This window comes from Martelella alba (assembly GCF_005217455.1).
Lineage (GTDB): Bacteria > Pseudomonadota > Gammaproteobacteria > Enterobacterales > Enterobacteriaceae > Acerihabitans.
In genome coordinates this window covers 1-17,884 of sequence record NZ_SZPQ01000006.1, presented here as the reverse complement: position 1 = coordinate 17,884, position 17,884 = coordinate 1, and the positions used below count along the sequence as shown (strand labels likewise).

Genomic DNA, 17,884 nt, shown 5'->3' with positions numbered 1-17,884 from the left:
AGCAAGAGACGGATAAAATTCTTTTGCTCATCTCCCCTATCTGCAAGGGGCCTTTTTATAAGCGGGCGAATAACCATTTCTTGCAATTCTTAATGTGGACACATCAGTAAATTCATCACTTCAGTATCGCTAATGAATGACGGGAATAATATCCGCCTGAGGGGCGTCATCCCAACGCATCCCCGATGTGGCGAAATTCCCTGAATAACCCAGGTGGTATTGTGGTGGCGAGGGAGGATCCAACGCACCGTGACGTATTGTTTGCCGAAAAAAGGCGCAGGCGTTCTCCGTGTGCCGGGTGAGTAAAATAAAGTTGAATGATTTTAATTATCATTCATTAACAAATAGTTTATTAGGTTCATAATGGATAATATCAAATCAAATTGATTTATAAGAAATTATATATGCGGAAAACTGTAATTTCTAAATTTAACTCATTTAAAACAATTCATAGCAAAATTAATAGCTATGTTCAAAGTGCAATCTCAATCTGTTTTATTGTTTGGGAGTCATCGCCATGAATATCGAAACCAGCCGTTTTATTCCTTCCAGTACAATCCCGACATCACCTGTTCAATCGGGCACCGGCCCCTCGCGGCTCTCCTCTATGCTTGCCTCGGTAAAAAACAGCAGCGAAACCCTTGGAAAACTGGCCAACCTCGTCAGCGCGGCCACATCATCCGCATCGAAACTCTGCGGCGCCCTCGGGCTTTCCTCGCTAGTCAAAGGACTGACCTGGGTCGGCAATGCGGTGAGCTACGCGCCGCAACTCGGTAAGCATATCAATAATGCCATACAGATATGGGAAACCGGCGCGAAGATCATGCAACACGGCATATCCTCGCTATTGCGCGAATTGGCGTCGCTCATGAAAAGCGAGGCTTTCCCCATCATCAAATGCTGGATAAACACCGTTATCGACGCCGGAGAAAACGTCACGGCGAGTCAGGCGCTTAAGCTGTTGCTCGATTGCATTATCAACAATGGCGAAATCAGCCGATTATTCAGGGACGCCACCGCCGGTTCCTAACCGCGCGAGTGTGAGATGAGCCACGACACAGGCCGAGGAAAGCCAGTATTCTGGTAATATACTGTTCTTCATCCCGAAAAGCGTTTTCGGGTCGGCTTCGCGCAGTCGCTCCGGCCACCGCGTCTTTTATGGCCGCCGGGTCGCCTGCGCTTGCCGTCCCACTGCGTAAGGGTATAAGGGTTGCTACCATGTCTTCATCAGAAGTTTTTCACCTCGGCCTGACGCATGCCTGTCTGCAAGGCGCGACACTGGCTATCCTTCCCGGAGACCCACAGCGTGTGGAGAAAATCGCCTCGCTGATGGATAATCCGACGGCGCTGGCGTCGCACCGCGAGTTCACCACCTGGCGGGCTGAACTGAATGGCCGGAACGTCATCGTCTGCTCCACCGGCATCGGGGGACCGTCCACATCCATCGCGGTGGAGGAACTGGCGCAGTTAGGCATCCGGACGTTTCTGCGCGTCGGCACTACCGGCGCCATTCAGCCCTCCATCGGGGTGGGCGACGTGCTGATCACCACCGCATCCGTCCGGCTGGACGGCGCCAGTCTGCATTTCGCGCCCGTGGAATACCCCGCAGTGGCGGATTTCGATTGCGCCTGCGCTCTGGCGGCCGCGGCCAGACAGCTCAGCGCCAGATGCCACGTGGGTATCACCGCATCGTCCGATACTTTTTATCCTGGTCAGGAACGATACGATACTTATTCGGGGCGGGTCCTCAATCGCCTGAAAGGCTCCATGGCGGAATGGCAAAGCCTGGGGGTGATGAATTACGAAATGGAATCCGCCACCTTGCTCACAATGTGCACCGTTATGGGATTGCGCGCCGGGATGGCGGCGGGTGTTATCGTCAACCGCACCCGGCAGGAAATCCCCGACCCCGGCGCCGTCCAACAAGCTGAAAACATCGCCGTGAAGGTTGTCGTGGAGGCGGCACGCCGGCTGCTCGACCAATAGACATGGACGACCGGAAGGAAATATCCGGTCGTTTTACCACCGTTTAACCTGCTCCTTGTCTCTAATGGCATGATAGGCTTGACCCCTCCGGATAGACTTCTCCCCGATCATCAACGTTGTTCCTAAAGGAAGATGCCTTGTTATTGGATGATATTGTTACCTGGACCACCGAGTTCGTTCGTCAGCATGAAGCCTGGGCGGCGCCGGTGGCCTTCACCCTGGCGTTTGGCGAATCGCTGGCTTTTCTTTCACTTTTACTGCCCGCCACCGTTGTTTTACTGGCGCTGGGGGCGCTGATCGGCGAAGCCGGCATCGATTTCTGGCCCATTTACGCCGCGGCCGTGGCCGGCGGGTTTTTCGGTGATTGGCTATCCTACTGGATCGGTCATCATTACCAGGATCGGATAGCCCATGTATGGCCCCTCTCGAGCCATCCGAATATGCTGGCGCGCGGCCATGCTTTTTTTGCGCGCTGGGGCGTGTTGGGCGCGTTTATCGGTCGTTTTTTCGGCCCTCTGAGGGCGGTCGTGCCGCTGATAGCCGGCATGTGCGAAATGCCCAGGGGCTATTTTCAATTGGCCAATCTCGGTTCAGCGATCCTCTGGGCGTTCGGCCTGCTGGCGCCCGGCGCGTTTGGCATACCTTGGCTGGGACGGTGGTTCGGTTGATAATTTCGCTGGACATTCATACAGCCCGTCTTTAACGTGGCTGTCAGTTCGGGTGATGGCGGAGGAGATATGGACTACAGCCTGTTATACGGCGCGGCCGGTCTGTTGGCGGGAGGGCTGATAAGCCTCGGCATCGCCGGTTTCCGTTACCGGCGGCGGCAAAACTCCCACGAGACCGCGCTGGCGCTGCAAGACAGAGCGCTGGGCGCGTTGCAGCAAGAACTGGCGCGCGCGAGGGAGGCGGCCGTCGATGATGAACAGCGGCTTCGGGCCGGCGAGCGCGAGCAGCGCGATCTCTACGGGCGCCTTTCGGCCGCCGAAGAACGGTTGGCGACGCTGAATCACTGGCGCCAAGAGTGCGAACAACTGTCCCGTGAACTGCGGACGCTGCGCGAAGTTAACGGCGCGCAGGAAGCGGAGCTGCGGGAAGTCACCATCCGTTTGGAGGAAACCCGCATCGGCGCGGAAGAAAAGCAACGCTTGCTGATGAACAGCGAGCAACGGCTGACGGCGCAATTCGAAAATCTGGCCAACCGCATATTCGAGCAAAGCGGGCGCAAAGTGGATGAGCAGAACCGGCAAAGCCTGGATCTGCTGTTGGCCCCCCTGCGGGAGCAACTGGACGGTTTTCGCCGCCAGGTACAAGACAGTTTCGGCCAGGAAGCGCGGGAACGCCATACCCTGACCCATGAAATCCGCGGACTGCAACAACTTAACGCGCAAATGGCGCGGGAAGCGGTGAATTTAACCCGCGCTCTCAAAGGCGACAACAAGACTCAAGGCAATTGGGGCGAAATGGTGTTGAGCCGGGTGCTGGAAGCCTCCGGCCTGCGCGAGGGCCATGAATACCAGACCCAGGTCAATGTCAACATCGGCGATGCCCGCCGTATGCAACCTGATGTCATTGTCCGCCTGCCGCAGGGCAGGGATGTCATCATCGACGCGAAAATGTCGCTGGTGGCCTACGAACGGTATTTCAATAGCCAGGACGATGAGGAACGTCAACAGGCGCTGACGGAGCATATCCAGTCGCTGCGCGGCCATATGCGGCTGCTCGGCCGCAAGGATTACCAGCAGTTACCCGGCTTGCGTTCGCTGGACTATGTGCTGATGTTCGTACCGGTGGAGCCAGCCTTTATGCTGGCCGTCGATCGGCAGCCGGAGCTCCTTGGCGAGGCGCTCAAGCAGAATATCATGCTGGTCAGCCCCACCACGCTGCTGGTGGCGCTGCGCACCATCGGCAACTTGTGGCGGTACGAGCATCAAAGCCGCAACGCCCAACTGATTGCCGAGCGGGCGGCCCGCCTTTATGACAAGATGCGCCTGTTTGTGGACGATATGCTGGCCATCGGTCAGAGCCTCGATAAGGCCCAGTCCGGCTATCGGCTGGCGATGAACAAATTGTCCCAGGGGCGCGGCAATATGTTGAGCCAGGCCGAGTCGTTCCGGGCGTTGGGCGTCGAAATCAAACGGCCCATCACCGCGTTGTCCCTGGCGCCGGACCCGCCAGACGTCGGCGCGCCAACCCCGCGAGACGCCGCCGACGCGCCGACGTCTCCGGCGCCGGCGGGTAACGATGCCGATGATGCCGGGAACGACAATCCGGCATCTAGCGGGGTAAATTACCCGCCATCGGTTGACGGCGGCGCGCAGTGGGGCGAAACTCCGTTGCAGGCGCAGGATAATAACGCGTCGCCGGCCGCAAGCGAGCTTCCGGCGCGCGGGCGGCAAGGATACCCTATGGGTTGACGGCCTTTCCCGTGTGGGCTTTCGGCTCGCTTCTGTTAAACTTCCCTGGTATCTCTTTACGCAGGACAAAAATAACATGGCAGATGAAGACAAACACGACACCACCCATTTCGGTTTTCGCACGGTAGCCAAAGGGGAGAAAGCCGTCTTGGTGGCGGATGTCTTTCATTCCGTCGCCGCCAAATACGATCTCATGAACGATCTGATGTCGTTCGGCATCCATCGCTTATGGAAGCGTTTCGCCATCCACTGCAGCGGTGTTCGCAAGGGGCAGCGGGTACTGGATCTGGCCGGGGGCACCGGCGATCTGACCGCGAAGTTCTCCCGCCTCGTGGGCGAGACCGGAGAAGTGGTGCTGGCGGATATCAATGACTCGATGCTGAAAGTCGGCCGCGACAAACTGCGCAATAAAGGCATTATCGGCAATGTCAGTTATGTCCAGGCGAATGCCGAGGCGTTGCCCTTCCCCGACGACACGTTCGATTGCATCACCATCTCGTTTGGCTTGCGCAATGTCACCGAGAAAGAACAGGCGCTGCGCTCCATGTACCGGGTGCTGAAGCCGGGAGGGCGCCTGCTGATCCTGGAATTTTCCACGCCGTTGTTCAAGCCGTTGAACAAGGCCTACGATCTCTATTCATTTCATGTTTTGCCGCGCATCGGTGAGATGGTGGCGCGCGACGCCGGCAGCTACCGCTATCTGGCCGAGTCGATCCGGATGCATCCGGATCAGGAAACGCTGAAGACCATGATGCTCGAAGCGGGTTTCGATTCCGCCGAATATTTTAATATGACCGGAGGCATAGTGGCCTTGCATCGCGGTTACAAATTCTGATCAGGACACGTCATGCTGATGCAACTGTTGGCCGCTGGCTTGGAAATCGGCCTTAAACGCCTGCTCTACCGGGATCGGGCCATGAAACCGGCCCGCCAGCGCCTTAAAGGCAAGACACTGTGTTTCGAGGCGGCCGAGCTGGCCTATCCGGTTATTCTGCTATTCGGCGAAACGCAGGTGGATGTGCTTACCGCCTGGGAGGGCGTGGCGGATTGTACGGTCAGGACTCACCTGTCGGTCCTGCCGGCGTTACGCCGAAGGCGGCAATTGACCTCGTTGATTCGTGACGGCTCCTTACAAGTGGATGGCGATGCGCAGGTCGTCCAGCAATTCGTCGCTTTGCTGGACTGCGTGGAGTGGGATCCGACGGAAATTCTGGCGCCCTACCTTGGCGATGTGCTGGCGGAGGGGGTCTCGCAACGGCTGGCGGCCCACGCCGCCGACGCCAAGCGCCGCTGGCGGGAACGCCGGGACCAATTGGGGCTGGCGTTAACCGAGGAATGGCGCCTGACGCCATCGGCCCTTGAACTGGCCTGGTATGACGAGGAGGTCGCCGCCCTTGCCGACGCCGAACAACATCTGGCCGCCCGGCTGGACAGCTTGGAGAATCGCCGATGATTGTGGGAGAAATCGGCCGTTTATATAGTATTGTGCGAGTCTTGCTCAGTTACGGACTGGATGAACTGATTCCCAGAGTCCGCCTGACGTTGCCGTTGCGTCTTGGCCGTAAATTGCTGTTCTGGATGCCGAACGAGCACGCCGGCCGGCCGCTGGGGGAACGCTTGAGGCTGGCACTAGAGGAATTGGGGCCGGTTTGGATCAAATTCGGCCAAATGCTTTCCACCCGTCGCGATCTGTTTTCGCCGTTAATCGCCGATCAATTGGCCATGTTGCAGGATCAGGTGAAACCTTTCGACGGCGCGCTGGCCCGGCAGCATATCGAACGGGCGATGGGCAAACCACTGGAAGCCTGGTTCGATGATTTCGACCAGCAGGCGCTCGCGTCGGCGTCCATCGCCCAGGTGCATACGGCGCGATTAAAGGAAAACGGCAAAGAAGTCGTCATCAAAGTTATCCGTCCCGATATCATGCCGATGATCAAGGCCGACATCCGTCTGATGTACCGGCTGGCCAGTCTGCTGCCCAGGTTGTTGCCGGACGGCCGGCGTCTGCGGCCCGTGGAGGTGGTGCTCGAATACGAGAAGACATTGCTGGACGAGCTGAACCTGCTGCGGGAAGCCGCCAATGCCATCCAACTGCGGCGCAACTTCGACAACAGCCCGATGCTGTATATACCCGAAGTCTATCCGGACTATTGCAGCGAGACCATGATGGTGATGGAGCGGATCTACGGCGTTCCGGTGTCGGATGTGGCCGCGCTGGAAAAACAGGGCACCAATTTGAAATTACTGGCGGAACGTGGCGTACAGGTCTTTTTTACGCAAGTGTTTCGTGATAGCTTTTTCCATGCGGACATGCACCCGGGCAATATTTTCGTCAGTTTTGATCACCCGGAAAATCCGCAATACATCGGTATCGATTGCGGCATTGTCGGGTCGCTCAATAAAGAGGACAAGCGATACCTGGCGGAAAATTTCATCGCTTTTTTCAATCGCGATTACCGCAAGGTCGCCGAGTTGCATGTGGATTCCGGATGGGTTCCGCCCGAGACCAATGTAGAGGATTTCGAGTTCGCCATTCGCACCGTGTGTGAACCTATCTTTGAAAAGCCGCTGGCGGATATTTCGTTTGGGCATGTGTTGCTGAATTTGTTCAATACCGCCCGGCGTTTCAATATGGAAGTTCAGCCGCAGCTGGTGTTGCTGCAAAAAACGCTGTTGTATGTGGAAGGCGTGGGACGGCAGCTCTATCCGCAACTGGATTTATGGAAAACGGCTAAACCTTTTCTTGAAAATTGGATCAAAGATCAAGTGGGCCTACCGGCCATCATGCGTGCGTTGAAGGAAAAGGCGCCATTCTGGGCCGAAAAACTGCCGGAATTGCCCGAGCTCTTTTATGACGGGTTCAGGCAACATAAACACTTGCAAAAAAGCGTAGACAAGCTGGCGGTGGAATTCAAGGAACAGCGCGTCAAGCAGGGACAGGCAAGATTCCTGTTTGGTATTGGCGCCACACTGCTGCTTTGCGGTACGATTTTATTGTCGCAGGGGAATCAGGTGTCATCCATCCCGGCCTGGCTAATGGCCGCTGGTATCGTAAGCTGGATTATCGGCTGGAAACGCACGGCTTAACTTCCCGTTATTCGGCTTGTGATCGGTAACGTTTATCAATCCCTGGAAAATGAGGTGACATTATGGGCGGCATCAGTATCTGGCAATTGCTCATCATTGCGGTTATCGTGGTTTTACTGTTCGGCACCAATAAATTGCGCGGTCTGGGTTCCGACCTGGGCGCGTCCATCAAAGGGTTCAAAAAGGCGATGGGCGATCAGGATGACGCGAAGAAAACGGATGCCGATACCAAGGATGCGGACTTTACGACGAAACCCATCGCCGAATCCCGGCAATCCGACTCGACGGAGTCGAAAAGTAAAGACAAAGAGCAGGTATAATCTGTGTTTGACATCGGATTTGGCGAACTGGCGCTAGTGTTCGTTATCGGGCTGGTGGTTCTCGGCCCGGAACGTTTGCCGGTGGCGGTCAGAACAGTGGTCGGCTGGATCAGGGCGCTGCGCTCAATGGCGGCGACGGTGCAAAACGAATTGAGCCAGGAGCTCAAGCTTCAGGAATTGCAGGACAGCCTGAAAAAAGTGGAAGAAGCCAGCAAAGCCAACATGACGCCGGAGCTCAAGGCGTCCATGGAGGAATTGCGCGAAGCGGCCGATTCGATGAAAAAGACCTTTAACAGCAAATTGGTTGTCGATGAGCCTGACCAGCCCAATACCATCCATAATCCGGTGGTCACCCATCCGCAGGCGTCCCATGAGGGTGTGACGCCGGCTGACGGCGCGGGCCGGGCGCAATCGCCGGCCATGGCTCCTGAACCGCCGGCCCAAACCGAGTCCGCCGTGCCTGAGGATAGCGCCCGCGCGGCGGAAAATTCCGACGAGGGCATTCCTGCCGATGAAACAAAGCAGCCGACCGTGACGGCACAAGCACCCTCCGTGACGTCGTCTTCCCCTAATTCACAACATGATCGCTAAAACATGGCCGTTGAAGATACACAACCCCTTATCAGTCATTTAATTGAGCTGCGTAAGCGATTATTGAACTGCATAATCAGTGTGTTAGTCGTATTCTTGATACTGGTGTATTTTGCCAATGACATCTATCAAATTGTTTCGGCACCATTGATCAAACAATTACCCGCCGGCGCCAGCATGATAGCCACTGATGTGGCGTCGCCGTTTTTCACGCCGATTAAACTGACCATCATTGTCTCCGTGTTTGTTGCCGCGCCGTTGCTGCTTTATCAGATATGGGCGTTTATCGCCCCGGCGCTGTACAAACACGAACGGCGGCTGGTGATGCCGCTATTGTTTTCCAGCACTATCTTGTTTTATGTGGGCATCGCTTTTGCGTATTTCATTGTTTTCCCACTGGCGTTCAGTTTCTTTGCCAGAACCGCGCCGCGCGGCGTGCTGATAGCCACGGACATCAATAACTATCTTGATTTTGTCATGGCGTTGTTTTTTGCGTTCGGCGTGGCGTTTGAGGTACCGATTGCCATTGTCCTGCTCTGCTGGACCGGCGTGGTTAAACCGGAAGCGCTGAAAAAGAAACGGCCATACGTGCTGGTGGGCGCTTTTGTGGTGGGAATGTTGCTGACGCCGCCCGATGTGTTTTCGCAAACGCTATTGGCCATCCCCATGTACCTGCTGTTCGAGATTGGTCTGTTCTTCTCCCGGTTTTATGTGGGTAAAGGCCGCAAACAGCAGGATGATAGCCCTGATTCCGAAGACCCCGGCGAGAGTGATTAAGCCGGTCGCCCCCGGACGTCCCGTCGATAATTGAACCGCCTTCCGGGGCGGTTCTTGCTTGCAATGGAAAGAATGGTCGCCGCCAGGTCACTGACCGGCGCTGTTCAGGAGATACAGTAATGAGCAATGTCTATGGCACTTATCCCGGCCGTCGCCTTCGCCGGCTACGCCGTTATGATTTCAGCCGCCGGCTGGTGGCGGAAAACCAGTTGACGGCGAACGACCTGATTTATCCGGTGTTCATTATGGAGGGCAGGCAGAAACGGCAGGAAGTCGCGTCCATGCCCGGCGTATACCGGATGACAGTGGACCTGCTCATTAAGGAAGCGGAGGAAGCGGCCAAACTCGGGATACCGGTATTATCGCTGTTCCCGGTCATTGAGGCTGACCGAAAATCCCTGTTGGCGGAGGAGGCCTATAATCCCGAGGGGCTGGTGCCGCGTGCCGTCCGCGCGCTGAAAGACGCGGTTCCGGAGTTGGGTCTGCTGACCGATGTGGCCCTTGATCCTTATACCCTTCACGGACAAGACGGCATTATCGATGAACAGGGGTATGTCATCAATGAAACCACCAAGGAGATTCTGGTTCGGCAGGCGTTGTGCCATGCCGAGGCGGGCGCCGAAATCGTCGCGCCGAGCGATATGATGGACGGACGCATCGGCGCCATCCGCGAGAACTTCGAGCGGCGCGGGTTGGTGAACAGCCAGATCATGGCCTACTCGGCCAAATATGCTTCATGCTATTACGGGCCGTTTCGGGACGCGGTGGGTTCCGCCGGCAATCTTAAAGGGGGAGACAAGAAAACCTACCAAATGGATCCGGCCAATAGCGATGAAGCTTTGCAGGAAGTGGCGCAAGATTTGCAGGAAGGCGCCGATATGGTGATGGTTAAGCCGGGTATGCCCTATCTGGATATGGTCCGCCGGGTTAAGGATACATTCGGCGTGCCGACCTTCGCCTATCAGGTTTCCGGCGAATACGCCATGCATATGGCGGCGATCCGCAATGGCTGGCTACAGGAAAAACCGGCTATCATGGAATCTTTGCTGTGCTTCAAACGGGCTGGCGCCGATGGCATCCTGACCTATTTTTCCAAACGTGTGGCACAGTGGCTGCACGACGACCATCTGCAACGCTTTTGACGGCGATCGCGCCAGTGTCGCGGGATTTCGGCCGATAACGCCGGGAGCCCGTTTCTCGGCACGGAGTATTAAAGGACCTTTTGGAACTGACGGTTATCCAGGCTCTGGCTGACCTGTTTATTTAGGAAATTGAGCAGTAGAATCGAACGGGTTTCGCCGTCCGGCTCGGTATAAATGGCCTGAAGACCCTCGAAAACGCCCGCGGTGATCACCACGGTATCGCCGCTGTGGGGGGTCTGCGGATCGGTTATACCTTCATAGTGATGCCCGCGCAGTTCCTCAATGACGTCCGACGGAACAGTGACGGGCAGGTTGCCGAAACGGACAAAGTGGCTAACGCCCCGGGTGGCGCTGATGGTGGTGGTATGAATGCGTTCAGGGTCGAATTCGATAAAAAGATAGTTCGGAAACAACGGTTCGCTGACGGCAGCGCGTTTTCCCCGGACAATTTTCTCCAGGGTCACCATCGGGCTCAGACAAGACACCTCCTGGCGTTCAAGGTGTTCTTTAGCGCGAAGCAACTGCCCGCGTTTGCAATACAACAAATACCATGCTTCCATAATCTGTTTAAAAACTGATTTACCGTAGGTTCAGCATAACAAAAGCCCTACCGGAGTAATAGCGTCTTATGGTGACGGCCGCCGCGTTGTCAAAGGAAAAACAAGCTATTTACCCCGAATATTTGACAAAAAAGCGGCATGACTCCGCTCCAGACCTTATAATGCAGCGATAACCCGGTTTCCGATGACTCTATGAAATACCGTGACTTGCGTGATTTTCTCTCCCTGCTTGAACGCCGGGGAGAATTGAAAAGGATTAGCTTACCCATCGATCCCCATCTGGAAATGACGGAAATCGCCGACCGCACTTTGCGCGCCGGCGGCCCCGCCTTGTTGTTCGAAAACCCCAAGGGCTATGCTATGCCGGTGCTTTGCAACCTGTTTGGCACCACACAACGTGTGGCGCTCGGTATGGGACAGGACGACGCCATGGCGCTGCGCAATGTGGGTGAGTTACTGGCGTTTCTCAAAGAACCCGAGCCGCCGAAGGGTTTTCGCGATTTATGGGACAAGGCGCCGAAGTTCCGTCAGGTTCTGAATATGCCGGTGAAGCGGCTCGATTCCGCGCCCTGTCAGGAGCAGGTTTGGCAAGGCGATGATGTGGATTTGTCCCGTATTCCCGTCATGACATGCTGGCCAGGGGATGCCGCCCCGCTAATCAGCTGGGGATTGACCGTCACCCGCGGGCCCTATAAGGAGCGCCAGAATCTGGGCATTTACCGCCAACAGGTGCTGGGCAGGAATAAAGTCATCATGCGTTGGCTTTCGCATCGGGGCGGCGCGCTGGATTTCCAGGAATGGTGTCAGGCGCATCCCGGACAGCGTTTCCCGGTAGCGGTGGCGCTGGGCGCTGACCCGGCCACCCTCTTGGCCGCGGTTACCCCTGTGCCCGACGGTCTGTCGGAGTATGCTTTCGCCGGCTTATTGCGTGGTTACAAAACCGACGTCGTAAAGTGCCTTACCTGCGATCTCGATGTCCCCGCCAGTGCCGAAATGGTATTGGAAGGCTACATCGACCCGGGCGAAACGGCCGCCGAGGGGCCTTATGGCGATCACACCGGCTACTATAATGAAGTAGACCGATTCCCGGTGTTTACCATCACCCATCTCACGCAGCGGCGGGACGCAATCTATCATTCCACCTACACTGGCCGCCCGCCCGACGAACCCGCGGTCATGGGCGCGGCGCTCAATGAGGTTTTGGTGCCGATACTGCGCCGGCAATTTCCGGAAATCATCGATTTTTACCTGCCGCCGGAAGGCTGTTCCTACCGGCTGGCGATAGTGACGATCAGAAAGCAATATCCGGGCCATGCCAAGCGGGTGATGATGGGCGTCTGGTCCTTTCTGCGCCAATTCATGTATACCAAATTTGTTATCGTGTGCGATGATGATATTAACGCGCGTGATTGGAAAGACGTCATCTGGGCGATAACCACCCGCATGGATCCCGCGCGCGATACGGTATTAATGGAAAATACACCGATTGACTACCTGGATTTCGCCTCGCCGGTTTCCGGACTGGGGTCAAAAATGGGAATGGACGCCACCAATAAATGGCCGGGAGAAACACAACGGGAATGGGGAACGCCCATTCGTATGGACGACGACGTACGTGCCCGTGTTGATGCTATCTGGGATGAACTGGCCATATTCGACGACAGTGGTAAAGGGCTGTGAAATTTCTGGCTCTCTCTTCCGTTCTGATTAATGACCCGACAGAGGGAATGCATGACAACAATGACCTGTAAGGTCACTTCCGTGGATGCTATCACCGATACGGTATATCGGGTATGTCTTGTCCCTGAAGAGGCTTTTAGTTTTCGCGCCGGCCAATACTTGATGGTAGTGATGGACGAGCGCGACAAACGCCCTTTTTCCATGGCGTCCACCCCTATGGAACATTCGGCCATCGAACTGCACATTGGTGCTTCCGAATTGAATTTGTACGCGATGGCCGTCATGGATCGGATCTTGAAAGATCGGCGGATTACGGTGGATATGCCGTTTGGCGAAGCCTGGCTGCGCGAAGATACCCAGCGGCCGATCATCCTGATTGCCGGCGGTACGGGATTTTCCTATGCCCGCTCCATTTTGCTGACCGTCATGGAAAAACAGCCGGGACGCGACATCGCCATTTATTGGGGCGGCAGAGAACTCAAGCACTTGTATGATTTAAGCGAACTGGAAACGCTGACGATACGCCATCCCCGCCTTAAAGTGGTGCCGGTGGTCGAACAACCGGATGAACAGTGGCAAGGCAGGACAGGAACGGTACTCAGCGCGGTTATGCAGGATTACGCCAACCTGGAAAATTACGATATCTATATCGCCGGCCGCTTCGAAATGGCCAAAATTGCCCGCGAGCGATTTTGCGCGGAACGGAACGCCAGCCAAAGCAGAATTTTCGGCGACGCTTTCGCTTTTATCTGACAGGCGGACGGTATCATTGACCGGGGCAGGACCCGGCGGCAAACTAAGGTCGATATATGGAATCTCTATCATCTCTTTATCGGGATCATCTCGAGACGCTGCAAAAGCGGACCCGCGAGATCCTCGGACGCCAGCGGCTCGATGCGTTGCTGATCCATTCCGGCGAACCCATTACGGCATTTCTTGACGACCAAGATTACCCTTTCAGGGTCAATCCGCATTTCAAGGCCTGGCTGCCGGTCATCCATGTGGCGCATTGCTGGCTGTGGGTAGATGGCGTCAATAAGCCGACATTATGGTTCTATCTGCCGGTGGATTATTGGTACAGTGTCGAGCCGCTTCCCGAGGCATTCTGGACGCCTTTTGTCGATATCCTGCCCATTGCCAACCCCGATGATATCGGCCGGCTGCTGCCGACGGATCGTGATAATATCGCCTATATCGGCTCCGCCGGGCCACGGGCCATGAGCCTCGGTCTGCGGCCGGAACAGATCAATCCGCAGCCGGTGCTGGACTATCTGCATTTTCACCGCGCCTACAAAACCCCGTATGAACTGGCCTGCATGCGTGAGGCGCAAAAATCCGCCGTGATTGGCCATCGGGCGGCCAGGGACGCTTTTCTGGCCGGCATGAGCGAATTCGATATCAACACCGCATACCTTAACGCCACAGGTCATCGGGATACCGACGTACCCTATGGCAATATCATCGCGCTGAACGAACATGCGGCGGTGCTGCACTACACGCGGCTGGAGCAGCGCCGTCCGGAGCAGGTACGCAGTTTCCTTATCGACGCCGGCACGGAATACCAGGGATACGCGGCCGATTTGACCCGTACCTATGCGGCGCGAAAAGAATCCGATTTTGCTGCGCTGATCGAGGCGATGAATACCGAGCAGCAGGCGCTCATCGGCACCATGAAGGCCGGCGTCAACTACATCGATTACCATTTGCAAATGCACGGACGTATCGCCAAATTGCTCAAGGGTTTCGATATTGTTTCCGGACTGAGCGAAGAAGCCATGGTGGCGGAGGGGATAACCAGCCCGTTTCTGCCCCATGGACTCGGCCATCCCTTGGGCCTGCAAGTCCATGATGTCGGTGGTTTTATGCAAGATGATCGCGGCGCGCATCTGGCGCCGCCGACCGGTCATCCTTATCTGCGCTGTACCCGTATCATGCAGCCGGGCATGGTGATGACTGTCGAACCCGGATTGTATTTCATCGAATCGCTGCTTTCCCCTTGGCGAGACAGCGCCTTTAGCGCCCATTTCAACTGGTCGCGGATAGAAATGTTCAAAGCCTTTGGCGGCATCCGTATCGAAGATAACGTGGTGATTGGGGATAAGCAGGTGGAAAACATGACCCGCGACCTCAAACTGGCATAATGCAATCGTTCTTCGTCCCGGCGGCGCCGGTTTCCGTAACCGCGGAGATCAAAAAGAGCCGTTTTATCACCCTGGTGGCGCCGACCAGGGGCGTCGATGCCGCCAAGGGGTTAATTTTGCAAGTGAAAGCGGATCATCCCTCGGCGACGCACCATTGTTGGGCTTATATCGCCGGCCCCCCGCAAGACTCGCGGCAATATGGTTTTTCCGATGACGGCGAGCCGTCCGGTACGGCCGGGCGCCCTATGCTGGCACAACTTCAGGGCAGCGGCGTCGGCGAAATCACCGCGGTGACGGCGCGCTATTTCGGTGGAATCAAATTGGGCACCGGCGGGTTGGTCAGGGCCTACGGCAGCGGGGTGCAGCAAGCGCTGAAACTGATGGAACGGCGGGAGATCACGCCCCGGATCACGTTTATCGTAAATTGCCGCTACGGTCAGCAGGCATGGGTGGAATTGGCGATCAAGCAGGTCGAGGGACTGATTGTCGAAAGCGATTATGGCGAAACCATCGCCTTCAAGGTGGCGGTGCCGTTCAATCGGGTCGCCGAAGCCGGTCAGAAACTGGGAGACATCAGTCGCGGCGCCTTGCATCTGGAGCCATTGGCCGGTTAGGCCGTTCTGCGGACAGCCGTTACATTATTCAAGGATCATGCTGAAATGCATTTTCGCGCCATAACCCGCATCGTCGGCCTGCTTGTCATTTTGTTTTCCGGGACCACGATCCTCCCTGGACTGGTGGCGTTGATCTACCGCGATGGCGCGGGCAGCGCCTTTACCCAGACCTTTTTCTTTACCTTGTTGCTCGGACTGGCGCTCTGGCTACCGAACCGTCAACAGAAACACGAACTCAAGGCGCGGGAAGGTTTTTTGATAGTGGTATTGTTTTGGACGGTACTGGGCAGTATCGGCGCATTGCCGTTCTTGTTCGCCGACCACCCCGATCTATCGGTCACCAATGTCTTTTTCGAATCTTTCTCCGGCCTCACCACCACCGGCGCCACCGCCCTGGTCGGGTTGGATAATCTGCCCAAGGCCATTTTGTTCTACCGTCAGATGCTGCAATGGTTCGGCGGCATGGGAATCATCGTCCTGGCGGTGGCCATTTTGCCGATTCTGGGTGTTGGCGGCATGCAGTTGTATCGTGCCGAGATGCCCGGACCGCTAAAAGACAACAAAATGCGGCCGCGTATCGCCGAGACGGCGAAAACGCTCTGGCTTATCTATCTGATGCTGACCGTTATCTGCGCCCTGGCCTTATGGGGCGCCGGCATGTCGGTATTCGACGCCATCGGCCACAGCTTCTCCACCATCGCCTTGGGCGGGTTTTCCACCCATGATGCCAGTATCGGCTATTTCAACAGCCCATTAATCAATACCATCATCGCTGTCTTTCTGCTGATCTCCGGCTGTAATTATGGGCTGCATTTCGCCTTCCTGAGCGGCCGCCATCCGCGTGTGTACTGGCGTGATCCTGAATTCAGGGTCTATATCTCGGTACAATTTATCCTGGTGGCGGTTAGCGCCCTGATGCTTTGGCGCTACAATGTCTATCAGAGCGGACTGCAAACCTTGAACCAGGCGTTCTTTCAGGTCGTGTCCATGGCCACTACCGCCGGTTTTACCACCGACAGTATCGCCCGTTGGCCGTTATTTTTGCCGATATTGCTGTTATGCTCGGCGTTTATCGGCGGTTGCGCCGGATCCACCGGCGGCGGTCTGAAAGTGATCCGTATCCTGCTGCTCTATCTGCAAGGATCCAGGGAGCTGAAACGTCTGGTCCATCCAAACGCGGTCTACACCATAAAACTTGGCCACCGGGCGCTGCCTGAACGGATTTTGGAAGCGGTTTGGGGGTTCTTTTCCGCTTATGCGTTAGTGTTTATCGTGAGTATGCTGGCAATTATCGCCACCGGCGTCGATAATTTTTCCGCTTTCGCGGCGGTTACCGCTACCTTGAACAATTTGGGACCTGGATTGGGCGTCGTTGCCGAGAACTTCACCTCGATGAACGCGCTGGCCAAGTGGATTCTGATTGCCGATATGCTGTTCGGCCGTCTCGAAGTGTTTACCGTATTGGTACTCTTTACGCCTACCTTCTGGCGCGAATAACATAGGATTTGTTATGCGTATATTGATTCTCTATTCCAGTCGGGACGGACAAACCCGGAAAATAGCGCGGTTCATCGGCAGGGAGCTCATCGATTTCGCCGCGTGCGATGTGGTCGACCTGGAACAGGCCGGCGATTGTCCCGTGCGCCAGTATGACGGCGTCATAATAGGCGCGTCCATACATTACGGGCATTACGCCGTCGCACTGAACAGGTTTATCAAACGGCATCTGGATGGGCTCAACACGCGCCCTGGAGCGTTTTTTTCGGTTAACCTGACGGCGCGTAAACCGGATAAACGGATGCCAGGCAGCAATGTCTATACCCGTAAATTCCTTGCCGCCAGCCCATGGCATCCCGAACGTTGCGCCGTATTCGCCGGTGCGTTGCGCTATCCGCGTTATCGCTGGTTCGATCGAATCATGATTCAATTGATCATGCGTCTTACCGGTGGCGAAACCGATCCTGCCAGGGAAGTCGAGTATACCGATTGGCAACAGGTTGGTCATTTCGCACGGGATTTCGCCGCTATAGTAGGCGAATCCGTTCGTCGGGCCGGGATCGACGCGGGATCTGTCCAAAAATAAATCGATCAGCGGGAATTTCGCATTTAGCGCTTGTCTCGCCGCAGGAAGTCCCTATAATGCGCCTCCACCGACCGGGATTATACGTGAAAACGCGTCAGGTCGAGTGGGTTAAGTCAACAATGCGCCGCACGGTTTGAGCAGCACAAAAGTCATACCGGCAATGCAAATAAAAGCTTGACTCTTCAAGGGGAAAGCGTATTATACGCAACCTCGCGCCAGGTGAGATTGACAGGCTTTGGCGCACGCTCTTTAACAAGTTATCAGACAATCTGTGTGGGCACTCGCAAGACCTATAATACGCTGAATATTTCGGGTTGCGTCGCGGCGGCAAGTGAGCGGATCCCCAGAAGCATAGCTGACTATGTGACTGGAGTGAGTGAACGTCGCCGACAAAGAGGCAACGCGAAGAATGACGCGTATGGATTCACAAAATCAAGTCTTGAAGAGTGACAACAATTCATTGAATTTATAGTCAGTTCATCTTCG

The 17,884-nt window shown here is 56.0% G+C and carries 18 protein-coding genes; 17 read left to right on the top strand and 1 reads right to left on the bottom strand.

What is annotated here, in order from left to right; all coding sequences use genetic code 11:
• Nucleotides 1-517 precede the first annotated feature (517 nt).
• The 11 genes from FCN80_RS06820 to hemB all read left to right on the top strand — a co-directional run bounded on the left by FCN80_RS06820 (nucleotide 518) and on the right by hemB (nucleotide 10,320).
• Nucleotides 518-1,030, top strand: coding sequence for a hypothetical protein (locus FCN80_RS06820; RefSeq protein WP_136989315.1), 513 nt, complete (start codon nucleotides 518-520; stop codon nucleotides 1,028-1,030).
• A 188-nt stretch (nucleotides 1,031-1,218) separates the two neighbouring features.
• Nucleotides 1,219-1,986 (top strand): uridine phosphorylase, encoded by a 768-nt coding sequence (gene udp / locus FCN80_RS06815; RefSeq protein WP_136989314.1) that lies wholly within the window; start codon nucleotides 1,219-1,221, stop codon nucleotides 1,984-1,986.
• Nucleotides 1,987-2,123: 137 nt separating this feature from the next.
• Nucleotides 2,124-2,654, top strand: coding sequence for a DedA family protein (locus tag FCN80_RS06810; protein WP_136989312.1), 531 nt, complete (start codon nucleotides 2,124-2,126; stop codon nucleotides 2,652-2,654).
• A 69-nt stretch (nucleotides 2,655-2,723) separates the two neighbouring features.
• Nucleotides 2,724-4,403, top strand: coding sequence for a DNA recombination protein RmuC (gene rmuC, locus FCN80_RS06805; protein WP_230492534.1), 1,680 nt, complete (start codon nucleotides 2,724-2,726; stop codon nucleotides 4,401-4,403).
• Between the two features lie 76 nt (nucleotides 4,404-4,479).
• On the top strand, nucleotides 4,480-5,238 hold the full coding sequence (gene ubiE / locus FCN80_RS06800) for a bifunctional demethylmenaquinone methyltransferase/2-methoxy-6-polyprenyl-1,4-benzoquinol methylase UbiE (protein ID WP_136989310.1): 759 nt from the start codon (nucleotides 4,480-4,482) through the stop codon (nucleotides 5,236-5,238).
• A gap of 12 nt (nucleotides 5,239-5,250) precedes the next feature.
• A complete protein-coding gene (locus tag FCN80_RS06795) occupies nucleotides 5,251-5,856 on the top strand; it encodes a ubiquinone biosynthesis accessory factor UbiJ (protein ID WP_136989309.1) in 606 nt (201 codons plus the stop codon).
• Nucleotides 5,853-7,490: a ubiquinone biosynthesis regulatory protein kinase UbiB gene (gene ubiB, locus FCN80_RS06790; RefSeq protein ID WP_136989307.1), complete on the top strand. Its 1,638-nt coding sequence runs from the start codon at nucleotides 5,853-5,855 to the stop codon at nucleotides 7,488-7,490. Before FCN80_RS06795 ends, ubiB begins: the two co-directional genes overlap by 4 nt.
• A 62-nt stretch (nucleotides 7,491-7,552) precedes the next feature.
• Nucleotides 7,553-7,810 (top strand): Sec-independent protein translocase subunit TatA, encoded by a 258-nt coding sequence (tatA, locus tag FCN80_RS06785; RefSeq protein WP_136989305.1) that lies wholly within the window; start codon nucleotides 7,553-7,555, stop codon nucleotides 7,808-7,810.
• Nucleotides 7,811-7,813: 3 nt separating this feature from the next.
• On the top strand, nucleotides 7,814-8,401 hold the full coding sequence (gene tatB / locus FCN80_RS06780) for a Sec-independent protein translocase protein TatB (RefSeq protein ID WP_136989303.1): 588 nt from the start codon (nucleotides 7,814-7,816) through the stop codon (nucleotides 8,399-8,401).
• A gap of 3 nt (nucleotides 8,402-8,404) precedes the next feature.
• Nucleotides 8,405-9,178 (top strand): Sec-independent protein translocase subunit TatC, encoded by a 774-nt coding sequence (gene tatC, locus FCN80_RS06775; RefSeq protein WP_136989301.1) that lies wholly within the window; start codon nucleotides 8,405-8,407, stop codon nucleotides 9,176-9,178.
• A gap of 119 nt (nucleotides 9,179-9,297) precedes the next feature.
• A complete protein-coding gene (gene hemB / locus FCN80_RS06770; protein WP_136989299.1) occupies nucleotides 9,298-10,320 on the top strand; it encodes a porphobilinogen synthase in 1,023 nt (340 codons plus the stop codon).
• A 68-nt stretch (nucleotides 10,321-10,388) separates the two neighbouring features.
• Here the strand turns inward: hemB and rfaH are convergent, their stop codons facing one another.
• Entirely contained in the window at nucleotides 10,389-10,880 is a 492-nt protein-coding gene (gene rfaH, locus FCN80_RS06765) for a transcription/translation regulatory transformer protein RfaH (RefSeq protein WP_136989297.1), read from the bottom strand.
• Nucleotides 10,881-11,072: 192 nt separating this feature from the next.
• Here rfaH and ubiD point away from each other — a divergent pair, with 192 nt between their 5' ends.
• Genes ubiD through hemG form a run of 6 tightly spaced genes read left to right on the top strand, consistent with a single transcriptional unit; the run spans nucleotide 11,073 to nucleotide 17,398 of the window.
• The gene (gene ubiD, locus FCN80_RS06760; protein ID WP_136989296.1) at nucleotides 11,073-12,560 is read left to right on the top strand and encodes a 4-hydroxy-3-polyprenylbenzoate decarboxylase; all 1,488 of its coding nucleotides are present in this window, start codon (nucleotides 11,073-11,075) and stop codon (nucleotides 12,558-12,560) included.
• Nucleotides 12,561-12,611: 51 nt separating this feature from the next.
• Complete coding sequence (gene fre, locus FCN80_RS06755; protein ID WP_136989295.1) at nucleotides 12,612-13,313, top strand: NAD(P)H-flavin reductase; 702 nt, start codon at nucleotides 12,612-12,614, stop codon at nucleotides 13,311-13,313.
• 56 nt (nucleotides 13,314-13,369) lie between these two features.
• Nucleotides 13,370-14,701: a Xaa-Pro dipeptidase gene (pepQ, locus tag FCN80_RS06750; RefSeq protein ID WP_136989293.1), complete on the top strand. Its 1,332-nt coding sequence runs from the start codon at nucleotides 13,370-13,372 to the stop codon at nucleotides 14,699-14,701.
• On the top strand, nucleotides 14,701-15,315 hold the full coding sequence (locus FCN80_RS06745; RefSeq protein ID WP_136989291.1) for an IMPACT family protein: 615 nt from the start codon (nucleotides 14,701-14,703) through the stop codon (nucleotides 15,313-15,315). Before pepQ ends, FCN80_RS06745 begins: the two co-directional genes overlap by 1 nt.
• Before the next feature lie 45 nt (nucleotides 15,316-15,360).
• A complete protein-coding gene (gene trkH / locus FCN80_RS06740) occupies nucleotides 15,361-16,812 on the top strand; it encodes a Trk system potassium transporter TrkH (RefSeq protein WP_136989289.1) in 1,452 nt (483 codons plus the stop codon).
• Between the two features lie 13 nt (nucleotides 16,813-16,825).
• The gene (gene hemG / locus FCN80_RS06735) at nucleotides 16,826-17,398 is read left to right on the top strand and encodes a menaquinone-dependent protoporphyrinogen IX dehydrogenase (RefSeq protein ID WP_136989287.1); all 573 of its coding nucleotides are present in this window, start codon (nucleotides 16,826-16,828) and stop codon (nucleotides 17,396-17,398) included.
• Nucleotides 17,399-17,884: the final 486 nt, after the last annotated feature.

Excerpts from the sequence above, each read along its gene's own strand:
- FCN80_RS06820 (WP_136989315.1), top strand. The coding sequence starts at position 518 with ATGAATATCGAAACCAGCCGTTTTATTCCTTCCAGTACAATCCCGACA.
- udp (WP_136989314.1), top strand. The coding sequence starts at position 1,219 with ATGTCTTCATCAGAAGTTTTTCACCTCGGCCTGACGCATGCCTGTCTG.
- rmuC (WP_230492534.1), top strand. The coding sequence starts at position 2,724 with ATGGACTACAGCCTGTTATACGGCGCGGCCGGTCTGTTGGCGGGAGGG.
- ubiE (WP_136989310.1), top strand. The coding sequence starts at position 4,480 with ATGGCAGATGAAGACAAACACGACACCACCCATTTCGGTTTTCGCACG.
- FCN80_RS06795 (WP_136989309.1), top strand. The coding sequence starts at position 5,251 with ATGCTGATGCAACTGTTGGCCGCTGGCTTGGAAATCGGCCTTAAACGC.
- ubiB (WP_136989307.1), top strand. The coding sequence starts at position 5,853 with ATGATTGTGGGAGAAATCGGCCGTTTATATAGTATTGTGCGAGTCTTG.
- tatA (WP_136989305.1), top strand. The coding sequence starts at position 7,553 with ATGGGCGGCATCAGTATCTGGCAATTGCTCATCATTGCGGTTATCGTG.
- tatC (WP_136989301.1), top strand. The coding sequence starts at position 8,405 with ATGGCCGTTGAAGATACACAACCCCTTATCAGTCATTTAATTGAGCTG.
- hemB (WP_136989299.1), top strand. The coding sequence starts at position 9,298 with ATGAGCAATGTCTATGGCACTTATCCCGGCCGTCGCCTTCGCCGGCTA.
- rfaH (WP_136989297.1), bottom strand. The coding sequence starts at position 10,880 with ATGGAAGCATGGTATTTGTTGTATTGCAAACGCGGGCAGTTGCTTCGC.
- ubiD (WP_136989296.1), top strand. The coding sequence starts at position 11,073 with ATGAAATACCGTGACTTGCGTGATTTTCTCTCCCTGCTTGAACGCCGG.
- fre (WP_136989295.1), top strand. The coding sequence starts at position 12,612 with ATGACAACAATGACCTGTAAGGTCACTTCCGTGGATGCTATCACCGAT.
- pepQ (WP_136989293.1), top strand. The coding sequence starts at position 13,370 with ATGGAATCTCTATCATCTCTTTATCGGGATCATCTCGAGACGCTGCAA.
- FCN80_RS06745 (WP_136989291.1), top strand. The coding sequence starts at position 14,701 with ATGCAATCGTTCTTCGTCCCGGCGGCGCCGGTTTCCGTAACCGCGGAG.
- trkH (WP_136989289.1), top strand. The coding sequence starts at position 15,361 with ATGCATTTTCGCGCCATAACCCGCATCGTCGGCCTGCTTGTCATTTTG.
- hemG (WP_136989287.1), top strand. The coding sequence starts at position 16,826 with ATGCGTATATTGATTCTCTATTCCAGTCGGGACGGACAAACCCGGAAA.